The following is a 24,760-nucleotide window of genomic DNA, read 5'->3' as shown; positions in this document are numbered from 1 at the left end:
CGGAACACTCGAGCGCATGACGACGATCGCGAAACTGATAGCAGTGACCATCGACTGCGCCGAGCCCAAGACGCTGGCCGAGTTCTATTCGAAGATCACCGGCTTCGAGGTCCAGTACGCCGAGGACGAGTACGCGGGCATCGGGGACGGCACCACGAGCATCTACTTCCAGCGCGTACCGGACCGGAGGGCGCCGAGCTGGCCCGGGCCCGACAAGCAGTTCCACCTGGACTTCCGGGTCCCGGACGTGGACAAGGCGGTCGAGGAGTACCTGGCCCTCGGCGCCACGAAGCCGGAGTTCCAGGCGGGCCACGGCTGGGTCACCCTGGCCGACCCGGAGGGCCACCTGTTCGACGTGTGCCCGCCGCGCGAGGACGGCTGACCCCGGATCGCCGGCGGGGTTCCCGCCGGCGAAATGGGTCGTTTGGTTGGAAAAGGTAACGGCCGGGTCAGGCGAAGGATGTCGGGGGCACCGCACTTTGTCCCTAAGCTAAACGGGTGACCCTCGACACGTTAAGCCTTGGCCGGTGCCCATGACCTGGGTGGGCATTACGATCGCGCTGGCCGGGGCGCTCGGATACGCGCTGGGCGCCGCGTTGCAGCAGCGCGAGGCGGTCGCCCTGGGGGCCACGCTGAAGCTGATGAGCAGGACTCGCTGGTGGATCGGTGGCGTCATCGGCTTCACCGGAGCCTGCCTGCACGCGGTGGCGCTGAGCTTCGCGCCGCTCATCGTGATCCAGCCGATCAGCGTCGCCACGCTGGTGTTCGCGGTGCCGCTGGCGGCCTGGCTGCACGGCCGCCGCCCGCACCGGGCGGAGATCACCGGCTCGGTGGCGGTGGCCGTGGGACTGCTCGGGCTGATGCTCCTCATTCCCACCCACAACGTGAAGCCGGCCATGTCCAACGCGGCGGCCATCGGCATGATCGTGGTGGTCGGGCTGTTCACGACCGCGTGCTTCACGGTGGCGCGATTCGTCAGCGGGCCCGGGAAGGCGCTCGCGATGGCGGTGGGCGCGGGGTCGGTCACGGCCACCGTGTCCACGTTCGTCCGGGTGGTGGGCGGAGGGCTCGGCGGTGACATGGCCCGCCTGCTGCACTGGTTCACGGTGGCGATCCCGGTGCTGCTGATCTGCGCGGTGGTCCTGCTCCAGAAGTCGTACGCGGTGGGATATTTCGGGATCGCCTATGCGGGGGTGCAGGTCGTCGACCCGATCACCTCGGTCATGGCCGGAGCCCTCCTCCTCGGCGAACCGGTCCCCACCGGCGTCGGCCAGGTGATTCCCGCGATCATCGCCTCCATACTCCTCGTCGGCGGCACGATAACCCTCAGCCGCCTGGCCCCCGACCATTCACATCCCACGCCCACACCCGCTCCCGCACCAGTCGGCTGACTCAGTCCCGGGGTGGTTGCCAGGCGAAGACGGTGTCCATCTGGCGTAGTGCCGCGGTCGGCCCGAGTTTGCCGACCAGGGCGATCATGCTGTTTCTGGCGGTGACCGCGATCGGGTTGCGCCATGAGGTCATCCGGCAGATGGTCCGGGATCGGGTGAGGATGGGGGTCGTCCGGGGGAGCCGGGCCGCCGTGTAGGCGTCGAGGCTTTCCAGGTTGTTCGCGTCCGCCAGGTGGGCGAGCACGATCGCGTCCTCGATGGCCTGGCAGGCGCCCTGGCCGAGGTTGGGCGTCATCGCGTGGGCCGCGTCGCCGACCAGGGCGATCCGTCCCTGATGGAAGGCCGGTAGGGGCTGCTCCAGCGAGTAGATGTCGTGGCGCAGCACCTTGGCGGGGTCGGCCTCGGCCAGCAGTCTCGGGATCGGGTCGTGCCAGTCGCCGAAGAGCCGTACCAGCTCGGCCAGTTCGCCGCCCTCGGCCTTCTGACCGGCGGGAACGGTCGCGGTGGCGTAGCAGTAGACGAGATCGTCGACCAGCGGCGCCACCCCGAAGACGAGGCCGCGGCCACCCCACGACTCCGACGTGGTCAGGCCGCTGCCGCGCGCGAGCACACGCCAGCTGGTGACGCCCGCGTAGGCCGGACCCGGATGTTCGGGGAAGATCCGGGCACGCGTGGCCGAGTTGATGCCGTCCGCCGCCACCACCAGATCGGCGGCCAGCTCCGCGCCGTCGGCCGTGACCACGACCGCGTGGTCCGCCGTCTGGGAGATCTCGGCCACGGCCGTGTTGAGACGGATCGTCCCTTCGGCGAGCGCCCCCGCCAGCAGCTCGACCAGGCTGGCCCGGAGCAGCAGCACGGTCGGGTCGCCGTAGCGCTCGGTGGCGGCCTCCGCGCTGGTCCGGGAGAGCCAGCGGCCGTCCGCCCGCCTGATCCCGGCCTGTCCCTGCATGGCCGCGAGTTTCCTGACGTGATCGCCGATACCGACGGTGTCCAGGGCGCGCAGCGCGTTGGGGGCGATCGCCAGGCCCGACCCCACCGGCTCGATGGACGGCGCCCGTTCCAGCACCGTCACCTGCCAGCCCTTGCGCTCGAGGGCGGCCGCCGCCGTCAGCCCGCCGATTCCCGCTCCGACCACTACCACGTGCGCCATCATGACCTCCACTACATCTGTAGTGCCACTGTACTACAGCTGTAGTATCAGGGGAATGACGACAGCACGAAGCGCGCTCATCGGGGACACGGCCATCGCGATCCTGGCCGGACGCGGCATGCGCGGCCTCACCCACCGCGCCGTCGACGAGGAGGCCGGCCTGCCCTCCGGCTCGACCTCCAACCTGGCCCGCACCCGCGCCGCGCTCCTGGAGCTGACCCTGGCCCGCCTCACCGAACTGGAGGAGGCCCACTTCGCCGCGCTGCTCCACCGCGCCGCCCCGCCCGGCCCCGACCTGCTCGCCGGCCTCGCCGACGTGATGGCCGAATCCATGCACCTGGCCATCACCGTCGACAGGAACCGCACCGTCGCGCGCTACGAACTCGCCCTCGAAGCCACCCGCCGCCCCGAACTGCGCAAGATCTACGACGAGATCGGCCGCCGCTTCCGCGACCCCGCCGTCGCCCTCCTCACCGCCGCAGGCTCCCCCGATCCGGTACGGCACGGCCGCCAGATCGTCGCCTACGGCGAAGGCATGCTCTTCGACGCGGTCGTGGGCGCCGGCACGACCCCGTCCCGCGACGACCTGAAGGCCGCCTTCACCGAATTCCTCACCGGAATCCTCCCGGCTCTGTTCTAACGCTGCGGGAGGTCCAGCCGGGCCTGGAGGCGGGTGCGGTGGGGAGGCCACTCGTCGTCCAGGATGCTGAAGACGACCGTGTCCCGCCAGGTGCCGTCAGGGCGCGGGCGGTGGCGGCGGAGGGTGCCCTCGTGGACGCCGCCGATCCGCCGGATGGCCGTCTGGGAGCGGATGTTCATGTTGTCGGTCTTGAGCTGGACGCGGTTGAAGCCCAGTTTGTCGATGGCGTGGTCGATCAGGAGGATCTTGCATTCGGTGTTGACGGGGGAGCGCCAGTGGGCCTGGCCGTACCAGGTCCAGCCGATCTCCACGCTGGCGTCGAATCCGGGGCAGTCGAGGTAGGTGGACCAGCCGACCGCACGGTTGTCGTGGATGACCGCCAGCGGTGTCGTGTGCGGATCGACGATCAGTTTCGCCGCCAGGGCGCTCATGTCCTGCTCGGTCCGGGGAGTCGGGGCGGGCATCCAGCGCCACACGTCGTCATCGCCGCCTCCGGCCGCGAACAGGTCGGGGACGTGGTCGAGGGTGAGCGGCTCAAGGCGTACGAATCGGCCTTCGAGGGTGACGGGAGCGGGCATCGTGGCGGTCATGCCCGTCAGCCTAGAGCGGGAGTGGTCACCGATGGATGGCCACTCCCGGCGGGAAACGGGAGACCACTTTCACTTCTGCCCGGGCGGCCTCAGCGGCCCAATCCGCCGGCCCTCGGCCGAGTCCTCGATCAATTGGCTGAGCCGTCTGAGGCGCGTCTCCTCCTTCTTCGCGCTGGTCACCCAGTGCGCGGCGGTCCGCCGATAGTACGGCGCCTGCTTCTGGAACCAGTCCCACGCCGCCGGCTGCGCGCGGAACCTCTCCTCGTACTCGCCCGGAAGCCCGGCCACCTGGCCCTGCTCGTACGAGTAGACCGCGGACCGCTCCGCCGCACGTTGATCGAACGCGGCCTGCCCCATCGGGTGCACCAACCCCTGGTCGGCTAATTCCCGAAATCTCCCGATATTGACGGCGCTCCAGATACTCCGGGGCCTCCGTGGCGTGAACCTGATCTTGTAGGAGTCCTCGTCCACGCTCTTGCGCACGCCGTCGATCCACCCGAAACAGAGTGCCTGGTCGACCGACTCCGGCCACGTGATGCTGGGTTTCCCGGTGGAGACCTTGTAGTAGCCCACCCACAGTTCGGTCTGTGCCTCGTGGTTGGCGGCCAGCCATTCACGCCAGAACTCGGGGGTCGAAAAGAACATTGGCTCCATAACGTAAGGGTAGCGTTCGACAGGCATACCGGCTGGTCGGTACGCTGCGGGGGTGAATGTTCCCGGCCTCGATCTTGTCCGTCTCGCCGATCATCTGGAGCGGATCGGCCTCACCCGAGGGCCGCTCACCGCCGAGGTGATCCAGGGCGGCAAGTCCAATCTCACCTACGTCGTCCGGGACGCGTCCCGCACGCTCGTGGTCCGGCGTCCGCCGTTGGGCCACGTGCTCGCCACGGCGCACGACATGAGCCGGGAATATCGCGTGATGTCCGCCTTGCAGGACACGCCCGTCCCCGTCCCGCGCACCTACCATCTCTGCCAGGATCCCGAGGTCGTCGGCGCGCCCTTCTACGTGATGGAGTTCGTGCCCGGCGGCCAGCCGTCCATCACGCCGCAGCTGGCCCGCGAGTTGACCGACGTGCTCGCCGCCCTGCACTCCATCGACCCGGAGACCGTCGGGCTCGGCGACTTCGGCAGGCCGGAGGGCTTCCTGACCCGGCAGGTCACCCGCTGGAAGCGGCAGCTGGACGCCTCGCGCAGCCGGGAGGTGGCCGGGATCGACGAGCTGCACGAGCGGCTGGCGCGTGCCGTCCCCGACTCGGGCCCGCCCGCGATCGTGCACGGCGACTTCAAACTGGGCAACACCCTCATCGAGGGCGGGAAGCTCATGGCCGTGCTCGACTGGGAGATGTCCACCCTCGGAGATCCCCTCACCGACCTCGCCCTGTTCCTGCTGTACGGCGACTTCGCCATGCTCGACACGGGCTTCGCCACCGACACCGGCGATCTCGCCGGTCACTACGCCAAGGCGTCCGGCCGCGACCTGTCCAGACTCGGGTGGTATGTCGGCCTGGCCTGCTTCAAGCTCGCGGTGATCGCCGAGGGCATCCACTTCCGCTACACCCAGGGTCTCACCGTCGGGGACGGCTTCGCCGAGATCGGCGCCACGGTCGAACCGCTGGTCGAGCGCGGTCTGAGAGAGGTCGGACAATGAACTTCGGCTATGACGAGACGACGAAGGAGCTGGCCGGGCGGCTGTCGGCCTTCATGGACGAATGCGTCTATCCGGCCGAGAGCGCGTTCGAGGAGCAGGCGGCGGAGAGCGGTTGGAGCGCTCCGCCGCTGCTGGAGGACCTCAAGCAGGAGGCCCGCCGGCGTGGCCTCTGGAACCTGTTCCTGCCCGGCGACCACGGCGGCGCCGGCCTCACCAACCTGCAGTACGCGCCGCTTGCCGAGATCATGGGCCGCTCCCCGGCCATCGCCCCCGCCGCCACCAACTGCGCCGCGCCCGACACCGGCAACATGGAGGTCCTCGCCCAGTTCGGCACCGATTGGCAGCGCAAGGAATACCTGGAACCGCTGCTCCGCGGCGAGATCCGGTCCGCGTTCGCGATGACCGAACCCGACGTCGCCTCCTCCGACGCCACCAACATCGCCACCTCCATTGCCCGTGACGGCGACGAGTATGTGATCAACGGCCGCAAATGGTTCATCACCGGCGCGATGAACCCCAACTGCAAGATCTTCATCGTGATGGGCCTCACCGACCCCGACGCGCCTTCGCACCGGCGGCAGAGCCAGATCCTCGTGCCCCGGGACACCCCTGGTCTGACCGTGAAGCGCGGGATGACCGTCTTCGGCTACAACGACGGCGACCACGGCGGCCACGCCGAACTGCTCTTCGAGGACGTCCGGGTGCCGGCCGACCACCTCATCGGCGAGCAGGGCGGCGGATTCGCCATCGCCCAGGCACGGCTCGGGCCCGGCCGCATCCACCACTGCATGCGCCTGATCGGCATGGCCGAACGCGCCGTGGAGATGATGTGCAGGCGCGCGCTCGGCCGCAGCACGTTCGGCAAGCCCATCGCGCAGCAGGGCGTCGTCCAGGACTGGATCGCCGAGTCGCGGGTGAAGATCGAGCAGCTCCGCCTGCTGGTCCTGAAGACCGCCTGGCTGATGGACACCGTCGGCAACCAGGGCGCCCACACCGAGATCCAGGCCATCAAGATCGCCACACCCATCGCCGTGGAATGGATCCTCGACAAGGCCATCCAGGTGCACGGCGCCGGCGGCGTCAGCCAGGACTTCCCGCTGGCCGGCCTCTGGGCGGGCGCCCGCAGCCTGCGCTTCGCCGACGGGCCCGACGAGGTGCACAAACGCTCCCTCGCCTACCGCGAACTGAAGAAGTACATGAGCAGGTGATTGCACCGATGCCCATCCGGTTGATCATGCGGTACGACTGGGGTCCATCACAACAAAGGGGAACATAGGTGGACGCGACAGCGGTACGGGAGCGGGTTGCCGCGTTCCTGGCCGAGCACGACCCGGCGACGACAGACCCGATGGAGTTCCTGCGCGCGCGCTTCGACGCCGGCCTGGCCTGGGTGTTCTTCCCGCCCGGCCTCGGCGGTCTCGGCCTTCCGCGCGACCGGCAGCCACTGGTGGACCAGCTCCTGCGCGGGACGCCCGACAACGACCCCGGCCGGATCGCGATCGGCCTCGGCATGGCCGCGCCCACGATCCTGGCGTACGGGACGGAGGAGCAGAAACAGCGTTTCCTGCGCCCGCTCTGGACGGGGGAGGAGGTCTGGTGCCAGCTGTTCAGCGAACCCGGCGCCGGCTCCGACCTCGCCTCGCTCGCCACCCGGGCGGTCCGGGACGGCGACGAGTGGATCGTGGACGGCCAGAAGGTCTGGACCTCGGGCGCGCATCTGTCGCGGTGGGGCATCCTGGTCGCCCGTACGGATCCGGATGTGCCCAAGCATCGCGGGATCACCTATTTCATCTGCGACATGCACGCGCCCGGCGTGGAGGTGCGCCCGCTCCGCCAGATCACCGGCGAGGCGGAGTTCAACGAGGTGTTCCTCACCGGGGTGCGGCTCAGTGACGACCTGCGGCTCGGCCAGATCGGGGACGGCTGGCGGGTGGCCCAGACGACGCTGATGAACGAGCGTGTGGCCATCGGCGGCGGCATGCCGGGAGGACGCCGGACCATGGTCGGCATGATCGCCGACACCTGGCGGGAACGGCCCGAGCTGCGCACCCACGACCTGCACCAGCGGCTGCTCAGGCTCTGGGTGAACAGCGAGGTCATGCGGCTGACCGGGGCACGGCTCCGGGAGCAGCTGGCGGCGGGCCACCCCGGGCCGGAAGGCTCCGGGATGAAGCTCCTGTTCGCCAAGCTGCACCAGGAGGCCTCCGGCTTCGAGGTGGAACTGCTCCGCGACGAGGGGCTGCTCTACGACGACTGGAGCTTCCGCCGCTCCGACGGCGTCGACTTCCTCGGCCGCGAGGCCGGCTACCGCTACCTGCGCGCGAAGGGCAACTCGATCGAGGGCGGCACCTCGGAGATCCTGCGCAACATCGTGGCCGAGCGGGTGCTCGGCCTGCCCTCCGAGCCCCGCGTGGACAAGGACGTGCCGTGGAAGGACCTGCCCCGATGAGCCTGCTGTACAGCGAGATCGAGGACCAGCTGCGGGCCGCGGTCCGGGATCTGCTCGCCGACAAGACCAGTCCGGGCGCGGCCGACGACGGCGGGTTGTGGAAGGCGCTGGCCCGGGATATCGGCGTGGCCGGGCTGCTGATCCCGGAGGAGCTCGGCGGCGCCGGGGCCTCGGCCCGGGAGGCGGCCGTGGTCCTGGAGGAGCTCGGGCGCACGGTGGCGCCGGTTCCGTTCCTGACCAGCGCCGTCCTGGCGACCAGGGCGCTGCTCGCCGCCGACGCGGCCGAGGTCGGCGACCTGCTGGAACGCCTCGCGGTGGGGGAGTCCACGGCGGCGCTCGCCGTGCCTTTCGCGTCCTCGCCCTACCGGCCCGCAGGCGCAGATGTGCGGGTCAAGGAGTCGGTGATCAGTGGGCGGATCGCCGCGGTCGCGGGTGCGGATGTGGCGGACGTTCTTCTCGTTCCGGTGGAGGCCGGGCTCGCCGTGGTGGCCGCCGATGATCCGGGTGTCACCGTGACGCCGGTGACCTCGCTCGACACCACTCGGGTGGTCGCGACCGTGGACCTCGCCTCGGCCGACGCGCGGATCGTCGCGACCGAGCCGGGCGCGCTTCGGGACTCGCTCGCCTTCGGGGCCGGGCTGCTCGCCTCCGAACAGCTCGGCATCGCCGAATGGTGTCTGGACAGCACGGTCGGCTACCTGCGGGAACGTACCCAGTTCGCGCGGCCGGTCGGGTCCTTCCAGGCGTTGAAGCACCGGCTGGCCGATCTCTGGCTGGAGATCGTCGGCGCGCGTGCCGCCTGCCGGAACGCCGCCGACCAGCTCGCCTCCGGGTGGTCGCAGTCGGCCCGGGTCGCGGTGGCGGTCGCGCAGGCGCACTGCGGAGCGGTGGCCGTACACGCGGCTGAGGAGTGTGTGCAGTTGCACGGCGGCATCGGGATGACGTGGGAGCATCCCGCCCACCTGTATCTGAAGCGCGCCAAGGCTGACGAGATCGCGCTGGGCACGCCCGGGGACCATCGGGACGCTCTGGCCGATCTGGCGGATCTGCCGGCGCCCGCCTGATCTATTCGGGGCGCAGGGACGCGAGCAGGAGGTCGGCGAAGTAGCGGCCGACCTCCTGGCCGGAGAGGTGGCCCTCCGGGTGGTACCAGGTGCCGAGGTGGTGGACCGAGCCGAAGAAGAAGTCGACCGCCATTTCGGCGGGAATGTCCGACCGGAACGTTCCGGTGTTCTGGCCCTCGATGACCAGGTCGCGGAATCGTTCGTGGTAGCGGCGGCGCTCGGCTCGGACGACCTTGCGGGTCTCCGGCGAGAGCTGGTGGTTCGACCTGAAGAAGATCTTCGAGTCGTCCAGGTTCTCGACCGTGGTGACGACCACGTCCAGCGCCGCGGCGTGCAGCCGTTCCTCGATCGGGCTCTCGCCCTCCGCGAACCTGGTCAGACGCTCCATCTGCATGCGCAGCACCCGGGCGTAGATCTCGTGGAGCAGATCATCTTTGGAGTCGAAATAGTGGTACATGGCGCCCTTGGTGACTCCGGCCGCCGCCACGATCTCCTGGACCGACGTGCCCTCGAAGCCGCGCTCGGCGAACAGCCGGGTCGCCACGGAGAGCAGCCGTTGCCGGACAGGTTCCTCGACCGTCGTCGATGCCGTACGCGCCATGGGTGGGCCTCCTTTGCCACGACCAGCATACCGACTGGTCGGTCAAGAAGTTCGGACTTGCCGCCGGTCCGCCCGCGTTGACGGCAAAACCGATCCGAGATGGCGGGAGTGTGTTAATTACATCACCTTGCGAGACTTGGAACTCCCGATTGGGTACAACTTAGGTAAAGCAGACCTAAGGTGGGGGAGCGGTAAGGTGGCAAGTGGGTCCATTTATGTCCCGCGCGATGCGAAGTTCACCGGCTCTTCTCCCCAGAATCTCTATTTGACGTTCTGGATGGCCGGCCGCAAGAACCGGCTCCGCGTGCGCGCGGCCGTCACCGCCGTCGGCTTCCTGATCGGCAACCTCATGGCCTACCGCTTCGGCTGGGCCAACCCGTTCGCCATCGGCCTGCTCACCGCCGCCCTCGCCGGCGGCGTCGACTTCCTGATCGCCTGGCGCGCCCACGAGCGCACCGCCGTCTGGCGCGGCAAACGCCGCGGCGAGGTCCGCACCGGCCGCCTCCTGCGCCTCATACTCCGCCGGTACGGCTACCGCGTCATGGACGGCCGCGCCGTCCCCGGCCAGGCCTCCATCGACCACCTGGTCATCGGCCCCAACGGCCTCTGGCTCATCGACAACGAAGCCTGGGGCCCCGACACGGTCGTCGCCCGCTACGGCGGCCGCCTCTTCTTCGACGAGAAGTACGGCACGACCGTCGCCAAGGGCCTGCTCGCCGCCGGAACCGCCCTCGCCCAACTCCTGACAAAGGAGACGGGAATCGAGGTGACGATCGCCCCCGTGCTGGCCCTGCACGGCGGACGCGTCGAGGGCCGGGGCGGCATCGTGACGGGCGAAGGGCTGACCGTCGCGTACCCGCGCAAGATCGCGGGCCTGATCCGTTCCCAGGTCGTCATGGAGCTCACCGAGGAACAGGTCGAACTGCTCGCCCGTACGGCGGCGCGGGTGGTCCCCCGAATGCCCGTCACCCGGGTGACCTGAGCTTTTATCCGCCTACGTCGGTGCTTTCGATGAAGGCGGCGAGCTGGGTGATGTTCCGGCATTCGTACATCGGGACGACCGCGCCGTAGCCGGTGGCGACGGAGTCGCCGGTGTCCCACTGGGCGCGGGGTTCCGGGTTGAGCCAGTACGCGTGCCGGGCCTGGGAGGCCAGCCGCTTGAGGGTGTCCAGGGCGGGCGGCTGGTAGTTGGAACGGGCGTCGCCGAGGATCAGCAGGGAGGTTTTGGGGCCGACCGCGTCGCCGTACCGTTCGGAGAAACGGGTGAAGACGTTGCCGTAATTGGTCCGTCCGAAGCGGGTTATGTCCGCTTCATTCGTCATTTGGGTGATGGCATCGAGGACGTCTGTGCCGGGGGCGAAGTATTTGGTGATTTCGTCAACGGTGTCCACGAAAGCGAATGCGCGTACCTTCGTGAACTGCTCGCGGAGGGCAAAAGTGAGCAGCAGAGTGAACTGGGAGAAACTCGACACCGAGTCGCTCGCGTCGCACAGGATGACCAGTTCCGGTTTGTGCGGGCGTTTCGGTCGAAGGTGGGTGGTCAGCGGCACGCCGCCGGTGGACAGCGAAGCCCTTACGGTCCGGCGGAAATCGAGCCGTCCCTGATGCCCGCGCCGGTGTTTGTACGTCAAGCGGCTGGCCAGGCGGCGGGCGAGCGGATACACCTCACGGCGCAGCTGCGCGAGCTCGGCCTTCGTCACCCGCAGGAAGTCGAGCCGATCGACGGGCGGCCGGACCGCGGACCGGGCGATCCTCTCGATCCCGGACTCCTCCGCGATCCGCCGCCGCACTTCGGAAGCCACCGCTTCCTCGAACTTCCTGATATTTGACGATATTTGCTGACGTGCAAGCTTCTCCGGCAGCCCGCCGCGCTCGCTGAGCATCTGATTCAGCATCCGGGCGATCAACGTGTCCGGCGAGAGCGCCCGCAGCACCGAATAGGAGAACCACGACTGCCGCCCCGGCCCGGCCTCAACCCTGCCGAATCGCTCGACCATGTCCCGGACGAACTCCCGGAAAGCCGGATCGTCCGCGTTGCCCATCAGCAGCCCTTGCAGCACACTCCGCAGGTCCTCGACCGGTGTGTCCGCGTCGTACTCGGCCCGCTCTGCCTGGTCTTCCGGTCCCTCGCCCGACGTGACCGCCGGAAACCAGAGATCGAACAGCACGTCGAAGCCCGCCCGATGCATCGGCCGCTTGACCAGCGTCGCCGCGTACGCCTCCCGCAAAGTCTCCCGATCCATCAGATCGATGACCATGAGCGCGTTCGCCGCGTCCAGCCCTTCGGCCAGCGAAACCGGCATCCCCGCCTCCCGCAGGGCCGCCACGAACCCGACATGCCGCCCGATCATCGAATCTCCTCGTTGGCTAGGAAAGCCCCAGTTCCTTGACCGCCCGCGCCTGATCCGAATGGTGTTTCAACACCACGCCCAGCGTCTCGGTGATCGTGTCCCCGGTCAGCTCCGCACGCCCCAGCGCGAGCAGCGTGTGCCCCCAGTCGATCGTCTCGGCGATGCTCGGCGACTTCTTCAGCTCCAGGCTCCGCAACGTCGCCACCGTCCGCGCCAACTGCTCCGCGAGATTGCCCGCCAGCCCGGGTACCTGCGCGAGCACGATGTCCCGCTCCCGCTCCGGCGTCGGGTACCCCAGGTGCAGATACAGGCACCGCCGCTTCAGCGCCTCACTCAACTCCCGCGTCGCGTTCGACGTCAGCACCACGTACGGCCTGCGCACCGCCGTGATCGTCCCCAACTCCGGAATCGTCACCTGGTAGTCCGAGAGGATCTCCAGCAACAGCCCCTCGACCTCGACGTCCGCCTTGTCGATCTCGTCGATGAGCAGCACCGTCGGCGCGTCACTGCGAATCGCCTTCAACAGTGGCCGTTCCAGCAGGAACTCCTCCGAGAAGATGTCGTCCCACGCGTCGTCCTCCGCCTGGATCCGCAGCAGCTGCTTCTTGTAGTTCCACTCGTAGAGCGCCCGAGCCTCGTCCAGCCCTTCGTAGCACTGCAACCGGACCAGCTCCGCGCCCGAAGCCACCGCCACCGCCTTGGCCAGCTGCGTCTTCCCCACTCCCGCCGGCCCTTCGACCAGCAACGGCTTCCCCAACGCGCCCGCCAGGAAGACCGATGTGACGATCCCCTCATCCGCCAGGTAGTCGACCTCCCGCAACCGCTCCCCGACCTCCCGAGGCGCCGCGAACCAGGCCATCCCCGCTCCCCTCCCTGACCGAATGTTGTTCTACTTTAACCGGTTTCGACCGCTCCGCGCAGTGCGCTAATCTTTAAGAGCTTCAGCGCGCCGCTAGCTCAGTTGGTTAGAGCAGCTGACTCTTAATCAGCGGGTCCGGGGTTCGAGTCCCTGGCGGCGCACGCCGGAGAAACCCCAGCTCACGTGCCGTGAGCTGGGGTTTCTTCATTTCGTGATCGAATTTTCTGGGCCGAATCGGGCCCTGCGGGCGGCCTTCGGCATAGGGGGCGGCACGGGGAAGGCGGCCACCCGCGTCGGAATACCGGTCGCCATCGTCCGCTCGTCGATCGCCTCCTCGATCAGCCGCTCCAGCTCACTTCGGGTGCCGAACATCCGGAATATCCGCGATGCCAGCTCTTCTCCCCGTCGATATCGTCTCCGAAACTGTCGGTCAGCCTCGTCCACAGCTCCACCAGTCTGGTCGTGCCCTCCTCCAGGGTGGGCGCGCTGGCCGGCACGATGCCGTTGAGAGCGCCGATGCTGGTGCCGGCCAGCGCTGGCCGCCACCACCGTCGTGACCACCAGCCTCACGGCCGTCACGGCCGCTCCGGCCTTCGCGGTGAGCAGGCCCCGCGATCGTCTCCGCCGCCCAGAGCGAGCTGAACAACGGCACACGCAACCACGAGAGCCCGATGGGCAGTGGCTGCAACTACTACACCGGTTTCTTCCGCCCGTGGAAGCCGGGGACCGGCTGCCCCAGCACCGGTCGCGTGCGTACGGAACGTGGCACACCAGGGGGAGCGGGTACACCCCGCAGCCGGGCGACGCGGTCGTCCTCATCGGCGACTGGAACGTCGCCTGACGAAGCGACCGAGGAGAAGGCATGGCGACCGGGAGTCGCCATGCCTTCCTGCGTGAAACCGGGGTGGCGGGTCCTGCATTGGGCTTGCAAGGTGGGCGAAGCGTTGTCAAATGTGGACATCATGGATTTCAACCTCCTCGGCCCGCTCGAGGTCGTGGACGGCGATCGGATCATCCCGATCCGGGTACCGCGCCATCGCGCGGTCCTCGCCGTGCTCGCCCTTGAAGGGGGACGCCCCGTCTCCCTCGAGCTGTTGCAGGAGGCGCTGACGGGTGACCGCGAGATCACCACCGGCGTGATCAAGGTCTACGTCAGCGACCTGCGGAAGATCCTGCCAAGGGATCTGATCGAGACCGTCCCGGCCGGATACCGGCTGCGGGTCGAGCCGGACCGGGTCGACGTGTGGCGGTTCCGCGACCTGGCCGACCGCCGGGACGAGGACCCGGTCACCCGCATCCGCACCCTGGAGCAGGCGCTGGACCTGTGGCGCGGTCCTGCGCTGGCCGACGTGGACTCCGATCACCTGCGGCGAATGGAGGCCGCCGCGCTGGAGGAACAGCGCGCGGCCGTGGAAGAGGAGCTCTGCGACGTCCGGATCGGGCTCGGTCACCACCGCGAGTGCGTCGTCCGGCTCAGAAATCTGGCCCGCAGGTACCCGCTGCGGGAGCATGTCCACCTGCTCCTGATGGTCGCCCTGTACCGCTCCGGCAACCTCGGCGAGGCGCTCTCCCACTACCACCGGGTGCGCCAGGTCCTGGCCGAGGAACTCGGCGCCGAGCCGTCCGCCGTACTGCGCCGAGTGCACGAACGCATGCTCCGCGAGGACCCGGCCCTGGACGCGGAGGAGGTCCGCACCCCTGCGGAGCTTCCCTCCGACGACCGCTCCTTCGTTGGCCGGCGCGAGCTGCTCAGCGGCTTGTCGGCCGCGATCGCCCGCAGCCCCGCGCACGGGCCGCACCCCATCGTCCTGTACGGCCACGCGGGAGTGGGCAAGTCCACGCTCGCCGTACACATGGCTTGGCGGCATCGGGCGCGGTTTCCCGGGGGCCAGCTGTTCGCGGATCTGCGCAGGCAGCCGGACGCGGCCGGGACGCTCGCCCGGTTCCTGCGCGCGTTCGGCTACCCGGGCGGTTCGATCCCCGCGACCATGGAGGAGCGGACCGCGGTCTACCGGACGCTCACCGCGGATCGCAGACTCCTCGTCCTGCTCGACAACGCGACCGACGAGGAGCAGGTGCGCCCGCTGATGCCGACCGGCCCGGGCTCACTGGCGATCATCACGAGCCGCTCGGCGCTGGCCGGGCTGGCCGGAACCGAGCCGTTCGAGGTGGACGTCTTCACGGCGGCCGAGTCCCGCGAACTACTGGAGCGGATGGCCGGGCGGGCGCGGGCTGAGGCCGACGGCGAGGCCACCACGAGTGTGCTCGACGCCTGCGCCGGGCTGCCCATCGCGGTCCGGGCGGCGGCGGCGCGGCTGGCGGCCAGCCGGGACCGTTCTGCCCGGGGGCTCGCTCGGCGGCTGCGGGACGAGGCCGCCCGCCTGGACGAGTTCCGCGCGGGCGACACCGGGGTCCGGCCCCTGCTCAGCCTGGCCTACGAGGGCCTCGACCCCCGGCCGCAGGCGCTGCTCGCGCGGCTGACCGCGATCACCGCCTCGAGCTTCGCGGCCTGGATCGCGGAACCCCTCGCCGGTGGTCCCGCCGCCCTCGACGTGATCGCCGATTGCGGCCTGCTGCAGCGGCTGGCCTGCGACGACGCGGGCCAGGACCGGTTCCGCATGCACGAGCTCACCCAGCTGATGGCCCGCGAACGGCTCCCGCCCGAGGACGCCGCGCCGGCCCTGTCCCGCCTCGCGCGGGTGGCGCTGACCCGGGTGCGGGCGGCCGTCCTCCCGCTGACCTCGGAGGGGTTCGGCACGAGCCCTGTTCCGGAGGCGGTCAGCATGGGCACGACCGAGATCCGTGACTCGATCGAGTGGCTGGACGCCGAGCTCGGCTTCCTGACCGCGCTGGTGGCCGACCTGCACCGCCTGCCCGGACACGCGTGGCGGCTCGCGCACGCCCTGACGCCTTTCCTGGAAGTACGCCACCAGCAGGACGAATGGCGGACCGTCAACCGGCACGCGCTCGCCGCCGCCCGTGCCGACGGGGACTCGCTCGGTGTGGCGCTGGTCCTGCGCGATCTCGGCGACCAGCAGCGGGCCGAGCGCGACCTCGCGGGCGCGATCGAGACCTACCAGTCGAGCCTTGGGCAACTGATCCGGTACGGCGATGCCGGGGAGCGCGCCCGGGTCCTGTTCCGGCTCGGTGTGGCCCGGCTGGACCAGTCCCGGCTCGAGCAGGCGGAGCGCTCGCTCGCCCAGGGACGGGCCGAGTTCCGCAGTTGCGGCGACCGGCGCGGCGAGGCCGCCTGCGTGCGCGCGCTCGGCGTCGTCCGGCACCGGGCCGGGGACCAGGAAACCGCGCTCGCCTGCCTCCTCAGCGCGCTGCGTTCGGCCCGCGACCTCGGCGACCGCTACGGCCAGGCCGCCTGCCTTCATGGCCTGGTCTCCGTACGGCTGGTGCGGGGAGAGGTGAGCGCGGCGCGCCAGCATGCGGAGGAGGAGCGGGACCTGGCGGAACGCCGCCTGCGTGACCCGAGATTGACCGCGAACGCGCTGCTCAGCATGGCCATGGTCCTGGCGGCCCAGGGTGATCCCGAGGCCGGGGAGCACGCGGGCGAGGCTGCCAGGCGCCTGCGCGCCCTGGGAGATCGATACGGGCACGCATGGGCGCTCACCACGATCGGCGACATCACCGGCCGAGCGGACGAACTGGACCTGGCCTACTCGATGTTCAGCGAACTCGGCGACCAGTACGGCCTCGCCGAGACTTCACGCAGACTGAAACGATCCTGAACCCCTCTGATCGCACGCTGTCCCTGACGCGGGAACCGCCCGCGCAGAGGAAGGGCAGAGCGATGCAACGCATCCTCCAGCTGTTCGCGACCATCACCCTGACCGTCGGCCTCATGACCGGGGCCGCGGCCGGCGCGCAGGCCGCCACCGGGACGACCACGACCACGACCACCAGCGGCCTCACGTCCTTCGGGCTTGACTGCGGCCACTGGTACAACGCGACGTGCAACCTCTATTTCAGCCGCAGCCTCACCCGCAAGCTAGCGAAGCTGCCGTCCATCGGCCGGTCGAGCCTCGGAGAGTGCAACAAGCTGTCCGATTGGAAGGCGAAGGCGGCCTGCTTCGGGCTCGTCGTCGTGGCCAGGTCCGTGCAGAAGACGGTGAAAACCGCGGCCCAAACCAACCGGTGTCTGAAGATTCGCTTCCAGAAGGCGGCGCCAGCCGTGATCGTCGGATGGTGGCCCTCGGGCAGCGCAAGGTACTGCAAGAACTGAAGCTCGAGGTGATGGCGTGGCGAAAGCCACGCCATCGCCATTTCCCGATTAAGGGATGGATGGGAGATCCTGGTGTCGACATGGACGCGACTGTTGCGTCTGGGCGCCGACACCGAGGGTTGGAACCGACCGTGCCCGACCTGCCGTACCGAATCGGGGGTTACCGGATCGTGCGGCGGTTGGGACAGGGCGGGATGGGCGTCGTCTACCTCGCCGAGGCGGAGTCCGGCGCCCGGGTCGCGGTGAAGGTGATCCATGGCGAGCGGGCCCGCGATCCCAGGTATCGGCGCAGATTCCAGCGTGAGGTGAGGATCCTTCGGCGGGTGGCCGAATCCGCGCGGTTCTGCACCGTGCCCATCCTGGACTCGGGGACTGAGGGGGACCGCGCCTACCTCGTCACCGAGTTCGTCGACGGGCCGGATCTGGCCGAGCGGGTGGCCCGGGACGGCCCGCTCACCGGGCCAGACTTCCTCGACCTCGCCACCCGGACGCTGCTCGCGCTGGAGGCGATCCACGCCGCGGGCGTCGTGCACCGCGATCTGAAGCCGGGAAACGTGCTGCTCGGCTCCGACGGGCCGAAGGTCATCGACTTCGGCATCGCCCAGATGGCGGATTCGCTCACGCTCACGACCACCCTCGCCGGCACCCCCGGCTACATGTCGCCGGAACAGGCGCTGGACCACCAGGTGACCTTCGCCGCCGACGTCTTCTCGTGGGGCGCGGTCACCGCGTTCGCGGCGACCGGCCGCTGTCCCTTCGGGGAGGGCAACTCGCCCGCCGTCACCTTCCGGGTGGCGTACGAGGAGCCCGATCTGGAGGGCGTCGACGGGCGCCTGCGCGACGTGATCGCGTGGGCGCTGACCAAGGTCCCGGAACGCCGCCCGACTCCACGCGAACTGTACGCGGCGCTCACCGGCGAGCCGGGTGACGTGCTGATCCCCGTGGACAGCGGGTGGACTGTACCGGACCCACACCTGCCGCCCGGGCCTTCCGGCCGTCCGCAGACGGGCGGCCGCCTGGCCAAGCGGCTGGTGCGGCTGGGCGCGGTGGGACTGGCGGTGACCGGTCTGCTGCTGCCGCTGAATGTCCTCACCGGAGTGGTGCCCCTGGGCGCGCCCGGCTGCGCCGACCCCGGCGAGACCCGGGCCCTGCCGCTCTCGCTGACGGACTTCGACACCACGAGGAAGGGCCAGGTGGCCGACACGGAGGATGGCTGGACGGTCGCGTCCCCGGGTGGTTACACCTGGACGGGCGTCCACGGTCGGCTACCCGCCTGGTGCCGCCTCCAGGTCGATCTGGACGTCCAGGTGAAGGGACCGACCGAGGAACCCTTCCTGGGCATGGGCTGGGGGTACGGCATCGGCGTATGCTCCCGCTTCGACGGCAGCCAACCGCGGGGCCTGTCCCTCCAGTACGCCTTCTACCAAGGCGAAGAAGCGCAGGAGAACCACATCAAGGTGGTACGCCTGCCGGCCGCGAACGCCCATCCCGGCCCCCAACCCGCCGATCCACCCCAGGGCCTGGACCAGGGCACCCACCACTGGCGGATCATGTTCGACCAGGACAGGGTGGCCTACCAGCTGGACTACGGAGTGCTTCAGACCTCCTGGTATCCGGTCACCGGCGACCCTCCGCTGCTGGCCGACTGCCTGGACAGCTCGTTCGTGCTCCGCTCCTGGCTAGCCGAGGTCGAGGTGCGCAACGTGACCGTCAGCCCCGGGTGAACGCGATTCTGGGCCTCGACCGCCACCAATCGCGGGCCTACTGTCGGCGGCAGGAAGGGAGCGTCATGAAACTGATCACGATCGCCTCCGCGCTCCTCGTCGGCGGTGCCTGGCTCGTCGTCGTCCCCATCGCCGCGGAGGCCCAAACGGCCTGCTCGTGGACGCTGGTCGCACGAGGGCAGAAGAAAGCGGTGGGCACCCGGACCATTCGACTGCAGAAGTGCGGAGGAAGCATCCGCGCGACACTGACCGGCGGCAGGGCCGGCGACGTGGTCAGGCTCGAAATCCGGTCTGGCCCTGCCAAGGCGGCGAAGGTCCTCAACGGCCGGACCACGGCGATAACAGCGTCGCTGACCCTGGGATCTCGGCAGGCGCGATCCTGCGGCACGCCCGTCAAGGGAAGCAAGTCCTGCACGGCATGGTGGCCATCCACATCAGGCGGTCCCCCACCGACAATTCCATGATTGGGTACGGCTCCCGCACGGTTGGCGGAAGCCCCAGTTCACATACAGTGAGCCGCAGTTTCTTCGCCTCGTGATCGACTTCGCCTGTCACGCCTCATCGGGCCGCCCGGCAACCGGGCGGCCCGCACGACCTCGCTGGTACTCGCTGGTACGGGTCAGAACTTGCCGGCTTCGACGTCGGCGAGCGTCACCCGGGAGCTGTGGTAGTAGATCATGCTGGACTTCGTGTCCGAGCCGCTGCTGGACAGGGCGACAGGCTGGCCCGTGCCGGCGTTGATGATCAGCGTCTCGGAGAACTCCCCGACGGTGGACCAGCTGTCCACCAGCGTGAGCGTGGGCTGTCCTGCGGTGGTGGTCTCCGTGACCTTGACGTTCGGCATCGTCGCCATGATGCGGAGCACACCGGCCCGCACCTGGGGATTCTCCGGCGCCGCGATCAGCGCGTCGATGGAGTTCGTCCAGATGTGGTTGTCGGTGATCTCCGCCTGCTGCTCAGGGGTCAGCGGCTTCGGCGGCACGTACTTCTCGCCCCGCGCCTTGGCCAGGCCCTTGAGCTTCTCGATCTTCGTCCGTTCCGCGTCCGGGTTCGTACCCGGGGCGATGTTGGCCACGGCCATCCGTTCGCGCGCGGTGTCGATATCGCCGTCCACGGCGTAGAGCGCCGCCGCGATGTCGCGCTTGAACAAGTCGTCGCCCCCGTCCCTGTCGGCGACGGCCCGCTGCAGGGCGTTCTTGTCGTACCCCCAGTAGTAGGTGCCGTCGTCGGTGAACAGGCCGATGCCGTTGCTGCCCAGCTCGTCACTGGTCGGCGACTGGTTGCGGATTTCCAGCGTCGCGTCGCCTGACGCCTCGGCAGGCAGGGACGTGATGTCCGAGGCCAGCTCAACCAGGATCGGGTGCGCCGCCGCTGGAGCCGCGGCTGTCGGAGCCGCCGTCACGGGGGGCTTTCCAGGAGCCGACGCGAACGTGACGACCAGCGCCGCCGCCGCGGCCGCGGCGACCAGGCCGGCGGCGCTGAAGCCCACCGTGCGGCGTACGCCCCACCGGGCCCGCCTGCGCGCCGCGGTCTTCGTTTCCGGCACCCCTTCTTCGGCCATCGCCGCCCGCAGTACGGCCCTGGCCTCCTCGAAGGCGCGCGACCGCACCGGCTCGGCGTCCCGCAGATCCCTCAGCAGATCCATCTCATCGATCATCAGTTGGCCTTCTTCATCGTGTTGTGGTCGGTCAGCAGCGCGGCCATCCCCGGCGCGTTCCGCAGCGCCATGCGTGCCTCGTGCAGGAAGCGGCGCGCTGTTCCGGGCGGTATGCCGATCGCCCGCCCCGCGTCGGCGACGGTCAGGTCCTCCCAGGCGACCAGGGTCAGGATCTCCCGCTGCTGCGGCCGGAGCAGCGCCAGCGCGTGCCGTAGCACCGACTCGACGTCCACGCGGTTGTCCACGGCGGCCCACGGATCCCATCCGGACGCCATGTCGGCCATGTCCGTCACGTTCGCCAGCGGCTCCTCGGCCGGGCGGGATCGCCAGTGCCGCCGGAGTGTGTTGTGTGCCACGCCGAACAGCCACGGGCCCGCGTCGGGATACGCGCGGTCGTAGGTCGCCCTGGACGCGAGCGCGGCCACCCACACCTCCCCGAGCAGGTCCTCGGCCAGTTCCCGGCCTGCCCGTCGTGCGAGGTAGGCTCCCACCGCTGCCTCGTGACGCCGGACCACCTCGACAAAGGCATCCTCATCGCCATGGAGCGACCGGGCGATCAACTCCGCATCATCCGGATCCGATGTCATGACCCTCCTCGTACCTGGATCGCCTTACATCCAGGTATTGCCAACTGATGGGGCAAAGCGTTCAGCGCCGGTCCGCGTCCTCACCGTCGGAGGGGCGAAGCTATTCGGGAAGCGCGTGAGCCCTGCTCAGGCGGGCACCGGGCCTACGGCCTTAGAGGAACATGTCGAGAACGCCCAGAGATTCCCGATTGCTGGTGAAGAACCAGGTCAGCGGCGCACACGAGAAGAACCCCGGCTCTGATCAGAGCCGGGGTTCTTCGTTCTCCTGCTCAGCTGTACGAGTACGACTGAACGGAGCAGCTGGTGACCCAGGGCCCCGGATAGACCGGGCCGGTGGAGCAGCGCCAGCTCGCGGTGACGGTGGAGATTCCGCCGGGAACGCTCACGGAGCCCATCGAGCCGGTGAGGTCATATGTATGGCCCTGGCTGCACTTGGCCGATATGGACACCGACGTTGCCCCGCTGGGGATCGCGACCGAGAACTGCCACGCGTGATTGGCGGGGTTGGCGACCAAAGAGCCGTTGGGCACCGCCGTACCGGCGGCCGTCAGAGCCCAGGGATACCAGTCCCTGGTGTCCCCGAAGTAGTTGACGTTGGCGCAGTCCACTGAAGCGTTCAGCGTCACACCGCTGGCGGCGGCGGGCTGCTGCGCGGCCATGACCACCAGTACGGTCGCGGCCAGCGCCGAAGCCAGCCCCCGATGGACCAGGGTTCTGGACAGCATGGAACCTCCTTCTTGCTCCGATGGTCAGGAGCATCGCGAGCGCAATTGGGAGTGCCAGGAGACCCGGCCCGCCGCGCATGCGGGAGCTGCCGCCATTCGCCGACGAATGCGCGGAGGCCGGGATCGGAGTACTTGTGGGACATCTTTCTCTGTCGCTAGCTTGAGGTGGCTGATCGCGGACGTTTGTGGACAACGCCAGTCGAACCACGAGCTAGACGCGTGCTCTCTGTCCGGCGCGCGGGACAACATCGGACAATGACGAGAGTCAGACGAGGGCCCCAATGGTGGCGGTCGACGACGCTCAGGATTTGCTCGGGCGGCTCTGCGCCGATCTGCGGCTGCTCCGCGTCCAGGCCGGCGGTCCCAGTCTGCGTGGCCTGGCCGTACGGCTCGGCCTGAGCAAGAGCCAGCTCGGCGTGATCCTCAACGGCCGGATCCGCAAGCTGCCCGACTGGACCGTGGTCAAGGGCCTGGTCGACGGCTGCCGCCAGTACGCCCAGGACCACGGCAGGCTCGGCCAGTTGTCGCTGGCCACGGGCGTCGAGGAGTACTGGCGGCCCCGCTACTCCCTCGTCGAGTACGCCCTACAGGACGCGTCGCGACCCAGGATCCCGCCCCGGGAGACCAGGGCGGCACAGGAGACGGACACCGGCGGCGTGAGAACAGTGATCGCCACCGGCGCCCCCGCGGGGATCGCGAGCCGAGGACCGACGTCCCGGCCGGTGCCGCGTGAGCTGCCCGGAGCGGTACGGCACTTCGTCGGCCGCGCCGGGCACCTGGCCGCGCTGACCAGCCTCCTCGACCACACCGCGGCCGGCGGCACCGTGGTCATCTCGGCGATCGCCGGGACCGCCGGGGTCGGCAAGACGGCACTCGCCGTGCACTGGGCCCACCAGGTGGCCGGCCGTTTCCCCGACGGCCAGCTCTACGTCAACCTGCACGGCTTCGACGCGTCGGGCCAGGCGGCGGAGCCGCCGGATGTGATCCGCCGGTTCCTCGACGCGCTCGGTGTCCCGGTCGACAGGGTCTCGTCCGATCTGGACGCGCAGGCCGCCCTCTACCGGAGCGAACTGGCCGGAAAGCGGGTGCTGATCGTGCTGGACAACGCCCGCGACAGCGCCCAGGTCCGGCCTCTGCTGCCCGGCACGCCCGGGTGCCTGGCCGTCGTCACCAGCAGGAATCCGCTCACCAGCCTGGTCGTCTCCGACGACGCGTACCCGATCAGGCTCGACCTGCTGGCCCCCGAGGAGGCCGAGGACCTGCTGGCGCGCCGGATCGGCGCCGAGCGGGTCGCCGCGGAACCCTCGGCGGTCGAGGAGATCGTGGCCCGATGCTCCGCACTCCCGCTGGCCCTGGCCATCGTGGCCGCCCACGCCGCCACCTACCCGCTGCTTCCCCTGCGGAAGCTGGCCGACCAACTCCGCGACGACCGGCTCGATCTGCTCAACGCGGGCGATCCGGCCACCGACCTCCGAGCGGTGTTCTCGTGGTCGTACCAGACCCTGACGCCTGGCGCGGCCCGACTGTTCCGCCTACTCGGCCTCCACCCGGGCCCCGACACCGCCGCACCCGCGGTCGCCAGCCTCACCGCCCAACCCCTATCCGAGGTGTACGCGCCGCTGACCGAACTCACCCGCGCCGGCCTACTCACCGAGCACACCCCGGGCCGGTACGGTTTCCACGACCTGTTACGCGCCTACGCCACCGACCTCGCCCACCGCGTCGACCCGCCCGAGGAGCGCCAGGCGGCCGTCCGGCGGACCATCGACCACTATCTGCACACCGCACACACCGCGGCCGCCCTGCTCTATCCGACTCGCGACCCGATCACCCTCACCCCGCCCGATAACGGGACATCCCCAGAACCGCTCGACCCTGGCCAGGCACTCGACTGGCTCAGCGCCGAGCAGTGGGCGTTACTCGCCGCCGTCGACCAGTCCGCCACCGCAGGGGAGGACGGCCGCACCTGGCGACTCGCCTGGAGCTTGTCCGGCTTCCTCGAGCGAGGCAGACGCTGGTCCGAGCAGACCGCCCTCCAACGCACGGCGCTCGCGGCCACCCGACGTCTGGACGACCCACGGGCCGAGTCCCTGACCCTGCGCCTGCTGGCCCGCGCCGACATAGAAACAGGCCGCCACGACGCGGCCCACGCCCACCTGACCCGCGCGCTCGACCTCGACACCCGTACGGACGACCGGGCCGGGCAGGCGCACGACCACCACCACCTGGCCTACCTACGCGACGCCCTGGGCGACTACACGGGAGCCCTCGACCACACCCACCAAGCCCTGGAGCTCTATCGCTCCGCAGGCCACCGGCAGGGCCAGGCCGCCGCGCTCAACGCGGTGGGCTGGTACCACGCCCATCTCGGCGACGGTCGTGAAGCGCTGATCTACTGCCGGCAAGGACTGGCCCTGTTACAGGAGCTGGAGGACCAGGTAGGCCAGGCCGCCACCTGGGACAGCATCGGTTACGCCCACCACCTCCTCGGCGAGTACGCCCAGGCGATCTCCTGCTTCGACCAGGCCGCCGCCCTCTGCCGGGATCACGGCGAGTCCTTCTTGGAGGCCGGCGTCCTCGTCCACCTCGGCGACAGCCACGAACGTGCCGGCGACCTCGACGCGGCCCGCGTGTCCTGGCGACGCGCTCTGACCCTCCTCACCGAACTCGACCACCCCGACCGCCACACGTTGTCCGCACGCGCGCTGGGATAGACGCCGTACAACACGCCCGCGGGTTCCGTACGCCCCCGAAAACCGGTCGCCCCCAACGACCTGCTCCGGCTACCGTCGACATCGACTTCAGGAGGTAGCCATGTACTACGACGAGATCTCCTTTTGAGCCGACCAGCAAGCGCCGCCGGGGGTTCCCTCCAGCGAGACCCACGTCAAACGGGGCGACCGCGCCATCGGCACCGACACTGAACTGATCGAGAAACTCGGCGGCAACGACCCCTGCCCCTGCGACTCCGGCCGCCGGTTTCCGCAAATGCTGCCGCCCCACCGGCCGCTACGACGACACCCTCGGCCACTACTACGTCCGCGACCGCCGATGACCACGGTCACGTGACGTACGGGCCCGAGCCTGCGACCT

General features: G+C 69.6%; 24 protein-coding genes and 1 tRNA gene. 15 read left to right on the top strand and 10 right to left on the bottom strand.

Features of this window, described 5'->3' with window-relative positions:
• Positions 1 to 16: 16 nt before the first annotated feature.
• Together Aph01nite_RS22115 and Aph01nite_RS22110 are read left to right on the top strand one after the other, a co-directional pair.
• Positions 17 to 382, top strand: a complete 366-nt coding sequence (locus Aph01nite_RS22115) for a VOC family protein (protein ID WP_204042855.1) — start codon at positions 17 to 19, stop codon at positions 380 to 382.
• Between the two features lie 151 nt (positions 383 to 533).
• Positions 534 to 1,391, top strand: a complete 858-nt coding sequence (locus tag Aph01nite_RS22110) for a DMT family transporter (protein WP_204042874.1) — start codon at positions 534 to 536, stop codon at positions 1,389 to 1,391.
• 1 nt (position 1,392) lies between these two features.
• On the opposite strand, the gene Aph01nite_RS22105 is transcribed toward Aph01nite_RS22110, so the two are convergent.
• On the bottom strand, positions 1,393 to 2,541 hold the full coding sequence (locus tag Aph01nite_RS22105; RefSeq protein WP_204042854.1) for an FAD-dependent oxidoreductase: 1,149 nt from the start codon (positions 2,539 to 2,541) through the stop codon (positions 1,393 to 1,395).
• Between the two features lie 55 nt (positions 2,542 to 2,596).
• On the opposite strand from Aph01nite_RS22105, the gene Aph01nite_RS22100 reads away from it, so the two are divergent.
• Positions 2,597 to 3,181: a TetR/AcrR family transcriptional regulator gene (locus Aph01nite_RS22100; RefSeq protein ID WP_204042853.1), complete on the top strand. Its 585-nt coding sequence runs from the start codon at positions 2,597 to 2,599 to the stop codon at positions 3,179 to 3,181.
• Here Aph01nite_RS22100 and Aph01nite_RS22095 read toward each other — a convergent pair.
• Together Aph01nite_RS22095 and Aph01nite_RS22090 are read right to left on the bottom strand one after the other, a co-directional pair.
• Positions 3,178 to 3,771 (bottom strand): GNAT family N-acetyltransferase, encoded by a 594-nt coding sequence (locus tag Aph01nite_RS22095; RefSeq protein WP_204042852.1) that lies wholly within the window; start codon positions 3,769 to 3,771, stop codon positions 3,178 to 3,180. The two genes, Aph01nite_RS22100 and Aph01nite_RS22095, sit on opposite strands and share 4 nt — an antisense overlap.
• A 69-nt stretch (positions 3,772 to 3,840) precedes the next feature.
• Positions 3,841 to 4,416, bottom strand: a complete 576-nt coding sequence (locus Aph01nite_RS22090) for a YdeI/OmpD-associated family protein (protein WP_204042851.1) — start codon at positions 4,414 to 4,416, stop codon at positions 3,841 to 3,843.
• Positions 4,417 to 4,477: 61 nt separating this feature from the next.
• Here Aph01nite_RS22090 and Aph01nite_RS22085 point away from each other — a divergent pair, with 61 nt between their 5' ends.
• The 4 genes from Aph01nite_RS22085 (at position 4,478) to Aph01nite_RS22070 (ending at position 8,932) form a co-directional block, all read left to right on the top strand.
• Positions 4,478 to 5,419, top strand: coding sequence for a phosphotransferase family protein (locus tag Aph01nite_RS22085; RefSeq protein WP_204042850.1), 942 nt, complete (start codon positions 4,478 to 4,480; stop codon positions 5,417 to 5,419).
• Complete coding sequence (locus tag Aph01nite_RS22080) at positions 5,416 to 6,627, top strand: acyl-CoA dehydrogenase family protein (RefSeq protein ID WP_204042849.1); 1,212 nt, start codon at positions 5,416 to 5,418, stop codon at positions 6,625 to 6,627. The genes Aph01nite_RS22085 and Aph01nite_RS22080 overlap by 4 nt, the downstream gene beginning before the upstream one ends.
• Positions 6,628 to 6,695: 68 nt before the next feature.
• Positions 6,696 to 7,868, top strand: a complete 1,173-nt coding sequence (locus Aph01nite_RS22075; protein WP_204042848.1) for an acyl-CoA dehydrogenase family protein — start codon at positions 6,696 to 6,698, stop codon at positions 7,866 to 7,868.
• The gene (locus Aph01nite_RS22070; protein ID WP_204042847.1) at positions 7,865 to 8,932 is read left to right on the top strand and encodes an acyl-CoA dehydrogenase family protein; all 1,068 of its coding nucleotides are present in this window, start codon (positions 7,865 to 7,867) and stop codon (positions 8,930 to 8,932) included. Before Aph01nite_RS22075 ends, Aph01nite_RS22070 begins: the two co-directional genes overlap by 4 nt.
• 1 nt (position 8,933) lies before the next feature.
• Here Aph01nite_RS22070 and Aph01nite_RS22065 read toward each other — a convergent pair whose 3' ends face one another.
• Positions 8,934 to 9,533, bottom strand: a complete 600-nt coding sequence (locus tag Aph01nite_RS22065) for a TetR/AcrR family transcriptional regulator (protein ID WP_204042846.1) — start codon at positions 9,531 to 9,533, stop codon at positions 8,934 to 8,936.
• A 265-nt stretch (positions 9,534 to 9,798) separates the two neighbouring features.
• On the opposite strand from Aph01nite_RS22065, the gene Aph01nite_RS22060 reads away from it, so the two are divergent.
• A complete protein-coding gene (locus Aph01nite_RS22060; protein WP_239161875.1) occupies positions 9,799 to 10,515 on the top strand; it encodes an NERD domain-containing protein in 717 nt (238 codons plus the stop codon).
• Between the two features lie 4 nt (positions 10,516 to 10,519).
• On the opposite strand, the gene Aph01nite_RS22055 is transcribed toward Aph01nite_RS22060, so the two are convergent.
• Positions 10,520 to 11,884 (bottom strand): vWA domain-containing protein, encoded by a 1,365-nt coding sequence (locus Aph01nite_RS22055; RefSeq protein WP_204042844.1) that lies wholly within the window; start codon positions 11,882 to 11,884, stop codon positions 10,520 to 10,522.
• 16 nt (positions 11,885 to 11,900) lie between these two features.
• Positions 11,901 to 12,743, bottom strand: coding sequence for an AAA family ATPase (locus tag Aph01nite_RS22050; RefSeq protein WP_204042843.1), 843 nt, complete (start codon positions 12,741 to 12,743; stop codon positions 11,901 to 11,903).
• Positions 12,744 to 12,830: 87 nt separating this feature from the next.
• Between Aph01nite_RS22050 and Aph01nite_RS22045 the strand changes: the two genes are divergently transcribed.
• Positions 12,831 to 12,904 (top strand) — tRNA-Lys (locus Aph01nite_RS22045).
• A 43-nt stretch (positions 12,905 to 12,947) separates the two neighbouring features.
• On the opposite strand, the gene Aph01nite_RS22040 is transcribed toward Aph01nite_RS22045, so the two are convergent.
• Positions 12,948 to 13,115 carry a hypothetical protein gene (locus Aph01nite_RS22040; protein ID WP_204042842.1) on the bottom strand — a complete coding sequence of 56 codons (168 nt, stop codon included), beginning with the start codon at positions 13,113 to 13,115 and terminating at the stop codon, positions 12,948 to 12,950.
• A 340-nt stretch (positions 13,116 to 13,455) separates the two neighbouring features.
• On the opposite strand from Aph01nite_RS22040, the gene Aph01nite_RS42210 reads away from it, so the two are divergent.
• The 5 genes from Aph01nite_RS42210 (at position 13,456) to Aph01nite_RS22020 (ending at position 19,162) form a co-directional block, all read left to right on the top strand.
• Positions 13,456 to 13,584: a hypothetical protein gene (locus Aph01nite_RS42210; protein WP_275419269.1), complete on the top strand. Its 129-nt coding sequence runs from the start codon at positions 13,456 to 13,458 to the stop codon at positions 13,582 to 13,584.
• 121 nt (positions 13,585 to 13,705) lie between these two features.
• A complete protein-coding gene (locus Aph01nite_RS22035) occupies positions 13,706 to 16,480 on the top strand; it encodes an AfsR/SARP family transcriptional regulator (protein WP_204042841.1) in 2,775 nt (924 codons plus the stop codon).
• Between the two features lie 62 nt (positions 16,481 to 16,542).
• Positions 16,543 to 16,974, top strand: a complete 432-nt coding sequence (locus Aph01nite_RS22030) for a hypothetical protein (RefSeq protein ID WP_204042840.1) — start codon at positions 16,543 to 16,545, stop codon at positions 16,972 to 16,974.
• A gap of 131 nt (positions 16,975 to 17,105) precedes the next feature.
• Positions 17,106 to 18,698 carry a serine/threonine-protein kinase gene (locus Aph01nite_RS22025; RefSeq protein ID WP_204042839.1) on the top strand — a complete coding sequence of 531 codons (1,593 nt, stop codon included), beginning with the start codon at positions 17,106 to 17,108 and terminating at the stop codon, positions 18,696 to 18,698.
• Positions 18,699 to 18,763: 65 nt separating this feature from the next.
• The gene (locus Aph01nite_RS22020; RefSeq protein ID WP_204042838.1) at positions 18,764 to 19,162 is read left to right on the top strand and encodes a hypothetical protein; all 399 of its coding nucleotides are present in this window, start codon (positions 18,764 to 18,766) and stop codon (positions 19,160 to 19,162) included.
• A gap of 155 nt (positions 19,163 to 19,317) precedes the next feature.
• Here Aph01nite_RS22020 and Aph01nite_RS22015 read toward each other — a convergent pair whose 3' ends face one another.
• From Aph01nite_RS22015 to Aph01nite_RS22005, 3 genes are all read right to left on the bottom strand, one after another.
• Positions 19,318 to 20,355, bottom strand: a complete 1,038-nt coding sequence (locus Aph01nite_RS22015; RefSeq protein ID WP_204042837.1) for a hypothetical protein — start codon at positions 20,353 to 20,355, stop codon at positions 19,318 to 19,320.
• Positions 20,355 to 20,942: an RNA polymerase sigma factor gene (locus tag Aph01nite_RS22010; protein ID WP_275419268.1), complete on the bottom strand. Its 588-nt coding sequence runs from the start codon at positions 20,940 to 20,942 to the stop codon at positions 20,355 to 20,357. Before Aph01nite_RS22010 ends, Aph01nite_RS22015 begins: the two co-directional genes overlap by 1 nt.
• A gap of 269 nt (positions 20,943 to 21,211) precedes the next feature.
• The gene (locus Aph01nite_RS22005) at positions 21,212 to 21,667 is read right to left on the bottom strand and encodes a hypothetical protein (RefSeq protein WP_204042835.1); all 456 of its coding nucleotides are present in this window, start codon (positions 21,665 to 21,667) and stop codon (positions 21,212 to 21,214) included.
• Positions 21,668 to 21,948: 281 nt separating this feature from the next.
• On the opposite strand from Aph01nite_RS22005, the gene Aph01nite_RS22000 reads away from it, so the two are divergent.
• Positions 21,949 to 24,381 (top strand): ATP-binding protein, encoded by a 2,433-nt coding sequence (locus Aph01nite_RS22000; protein WP_204042834.1) that lies wholly within the window; start codon positions 21,949 to 21,951, stop codon positions 24,379 to 24,381.
• Positions 24,382 to 24,760 lie beyond the last annotated feature (379 nt).

Origin of the sequence: Acrocarpospora phusangensis (assembly GCF_016862995.1) — a bacterium.
Taxonomy (GTDB): domain Bacteria; phylum Actinomycetota; class Actinomycetes; order Streptosporangiales; family Streptosporangiaceae; genus Acrocarpospora; species Acrocarpospora phusangensis.
The sequence above is the reverse complement of the archived record's forward strand: the minus strand, read 5'-3'. Positions and strand labels throughout refer to the sequence as shown.

Excerpts from the sequence above, each read along its gene's own strand:
- Aph01nite_RS22115 (WP_204042855.1), top strand. The coding sequence starts at position 17 with ATGACGACGATCGCGAAACTGATAGCAGTGACCATCGACTGCGCCGAG.
- Aph01nite_RS22110 (WP_204042874.1), top strand. The coding sequence starts at position 534 with ATGACCTGGGTGGGCATTACGATCGCGCTGGCCGGGGCGCTCGGATAC.
- Aph01nite_RS22105 (WP_204042854.1), bottom strand. The coding sequence starts at position 2,541 with ATGGCGCACGTGGTAGTGGTCGGAGCGGGAATCGGCGGGCTGACGGCG.
- Aph01nite_RS22100 (WP_204042853.1), top strand. The coding sequence starts at position 2,597 with ATGACGACAGCACGAAGCGCGCTCATCGGGGACACGGCCATCGCGATC.
- Aph01nite_RS22095 (WP_204042852.1), bottom strand. The coding sequence starts at position 3,771 with ATGACCGCCACGATGCCCGCTCCCGTCACCCTCGAAGGCCGATTCGTA.
- Aph01nite_RS22090 (WP_204042851.1), bottom strand. The coding sequence starts at position 4,416 with ATGTTCTTTTCGACCCCCGAGTTCTGGCGTGAATGGCTGGCCGCCAAC.
- Aph01nite_RS22080 (WP_204042849.1), top strand. The coding sequence starts at position 5,416 with ATGAACTTCGGCTATGACGAGACGACGAAGGAGCTGGCCGGGCGGCTG.
- Aph01nite_RS22070 (WP_204042847.1), top strand. The coding sequence starts at position 7,865 with ATGAGCCTGCTGTACAGCGAGATCGAGGACCAGCTGCGGGCCGCGGTC.
- Aph01nite_RS22065 (WP_204042846.1), bottom strand. The coding sequence starts at position 9,533 with ATGGCGCGTACGGCATCGACGACGGTCGAGGAACCTGTCCGGCAACGG.
- Aph01nite_RS22055 (WP_204042844.1), bottom strand. The coding sequence starts at position 11,884 with ATGATCGGGCGGCATGTCGGGTTCGTGGCGGCCCTGCGGGAGGCGGGG.
- Aph01nite_RS22050 (WP_204042843.1), bottom strand. The coding sequence starts at position 12,743 with ATGGCCTGGTTCGCGGCGCCTCGGGAGGTCGGGGAGCGGTTGCGGGAG.
- Aph01nite_RS22040 (WP_204042842.1), bottom strand. The coding sequence starts at position 13,115 with ATGTTCGGCACCCGAAGTGAGCTGGAGCGGCTGATCGAGGAGGCGATC.
- Aph01nite_RS22035 (WP_204042841.1), top strand. The coding sequence starts at position 13,706 with ATGGATTTCAACCTCCTCGGCCCGCTCGAGGTCGTGGACGGCGATCGG.
- Aph01nite_RS22030 (WP_204042840.1), top strand. The coding sequence starts at position 16,543 with ATGCAACGCATCCTCCAGCTGTTCGCGACCATCACCCTGACCGTCGGC.
- Aph01nite_RS22020 (WP_204042838.1), top strand. The coding sequence starts at position 18,764 with ATGAAACTGATCACGATCGCCTCCGCGCTCCTCGTCGGCGGTGCCTGG.
- Aph01nite_RS22015 (WP_204042837.1), bottom strand. The coding sequence starts at position 20,355 with ATGATCGATGAGATGGATCTGCTGAGGGATCTGCGGGACGCCGAGCCG.
- Aph01nite_RS22010 (WP_275419268.1), bottom strand. The coding sequence starts at position 20,942 with ATGACATCGGATCCGGATGATGCGGAGTTGATCGCCCGGTCGCTCCAT.
- Aph01nite_RS22005 (WP_204042835.1), bottom strand. The coding sequence starts at position 21,667 with ATGCTGTCCAGAACCCTGGTCCATCGGGGGCTGGCTTCGGCGCTGGCC.
- Aph01nite_RS22000 (WP_204042834.1), top strand. The coding sequence starts at position 21,949 with ATGGTGGCGGTCGACGACGCTCAGGATTTGCTCGGGCGGCTCTGCGCC.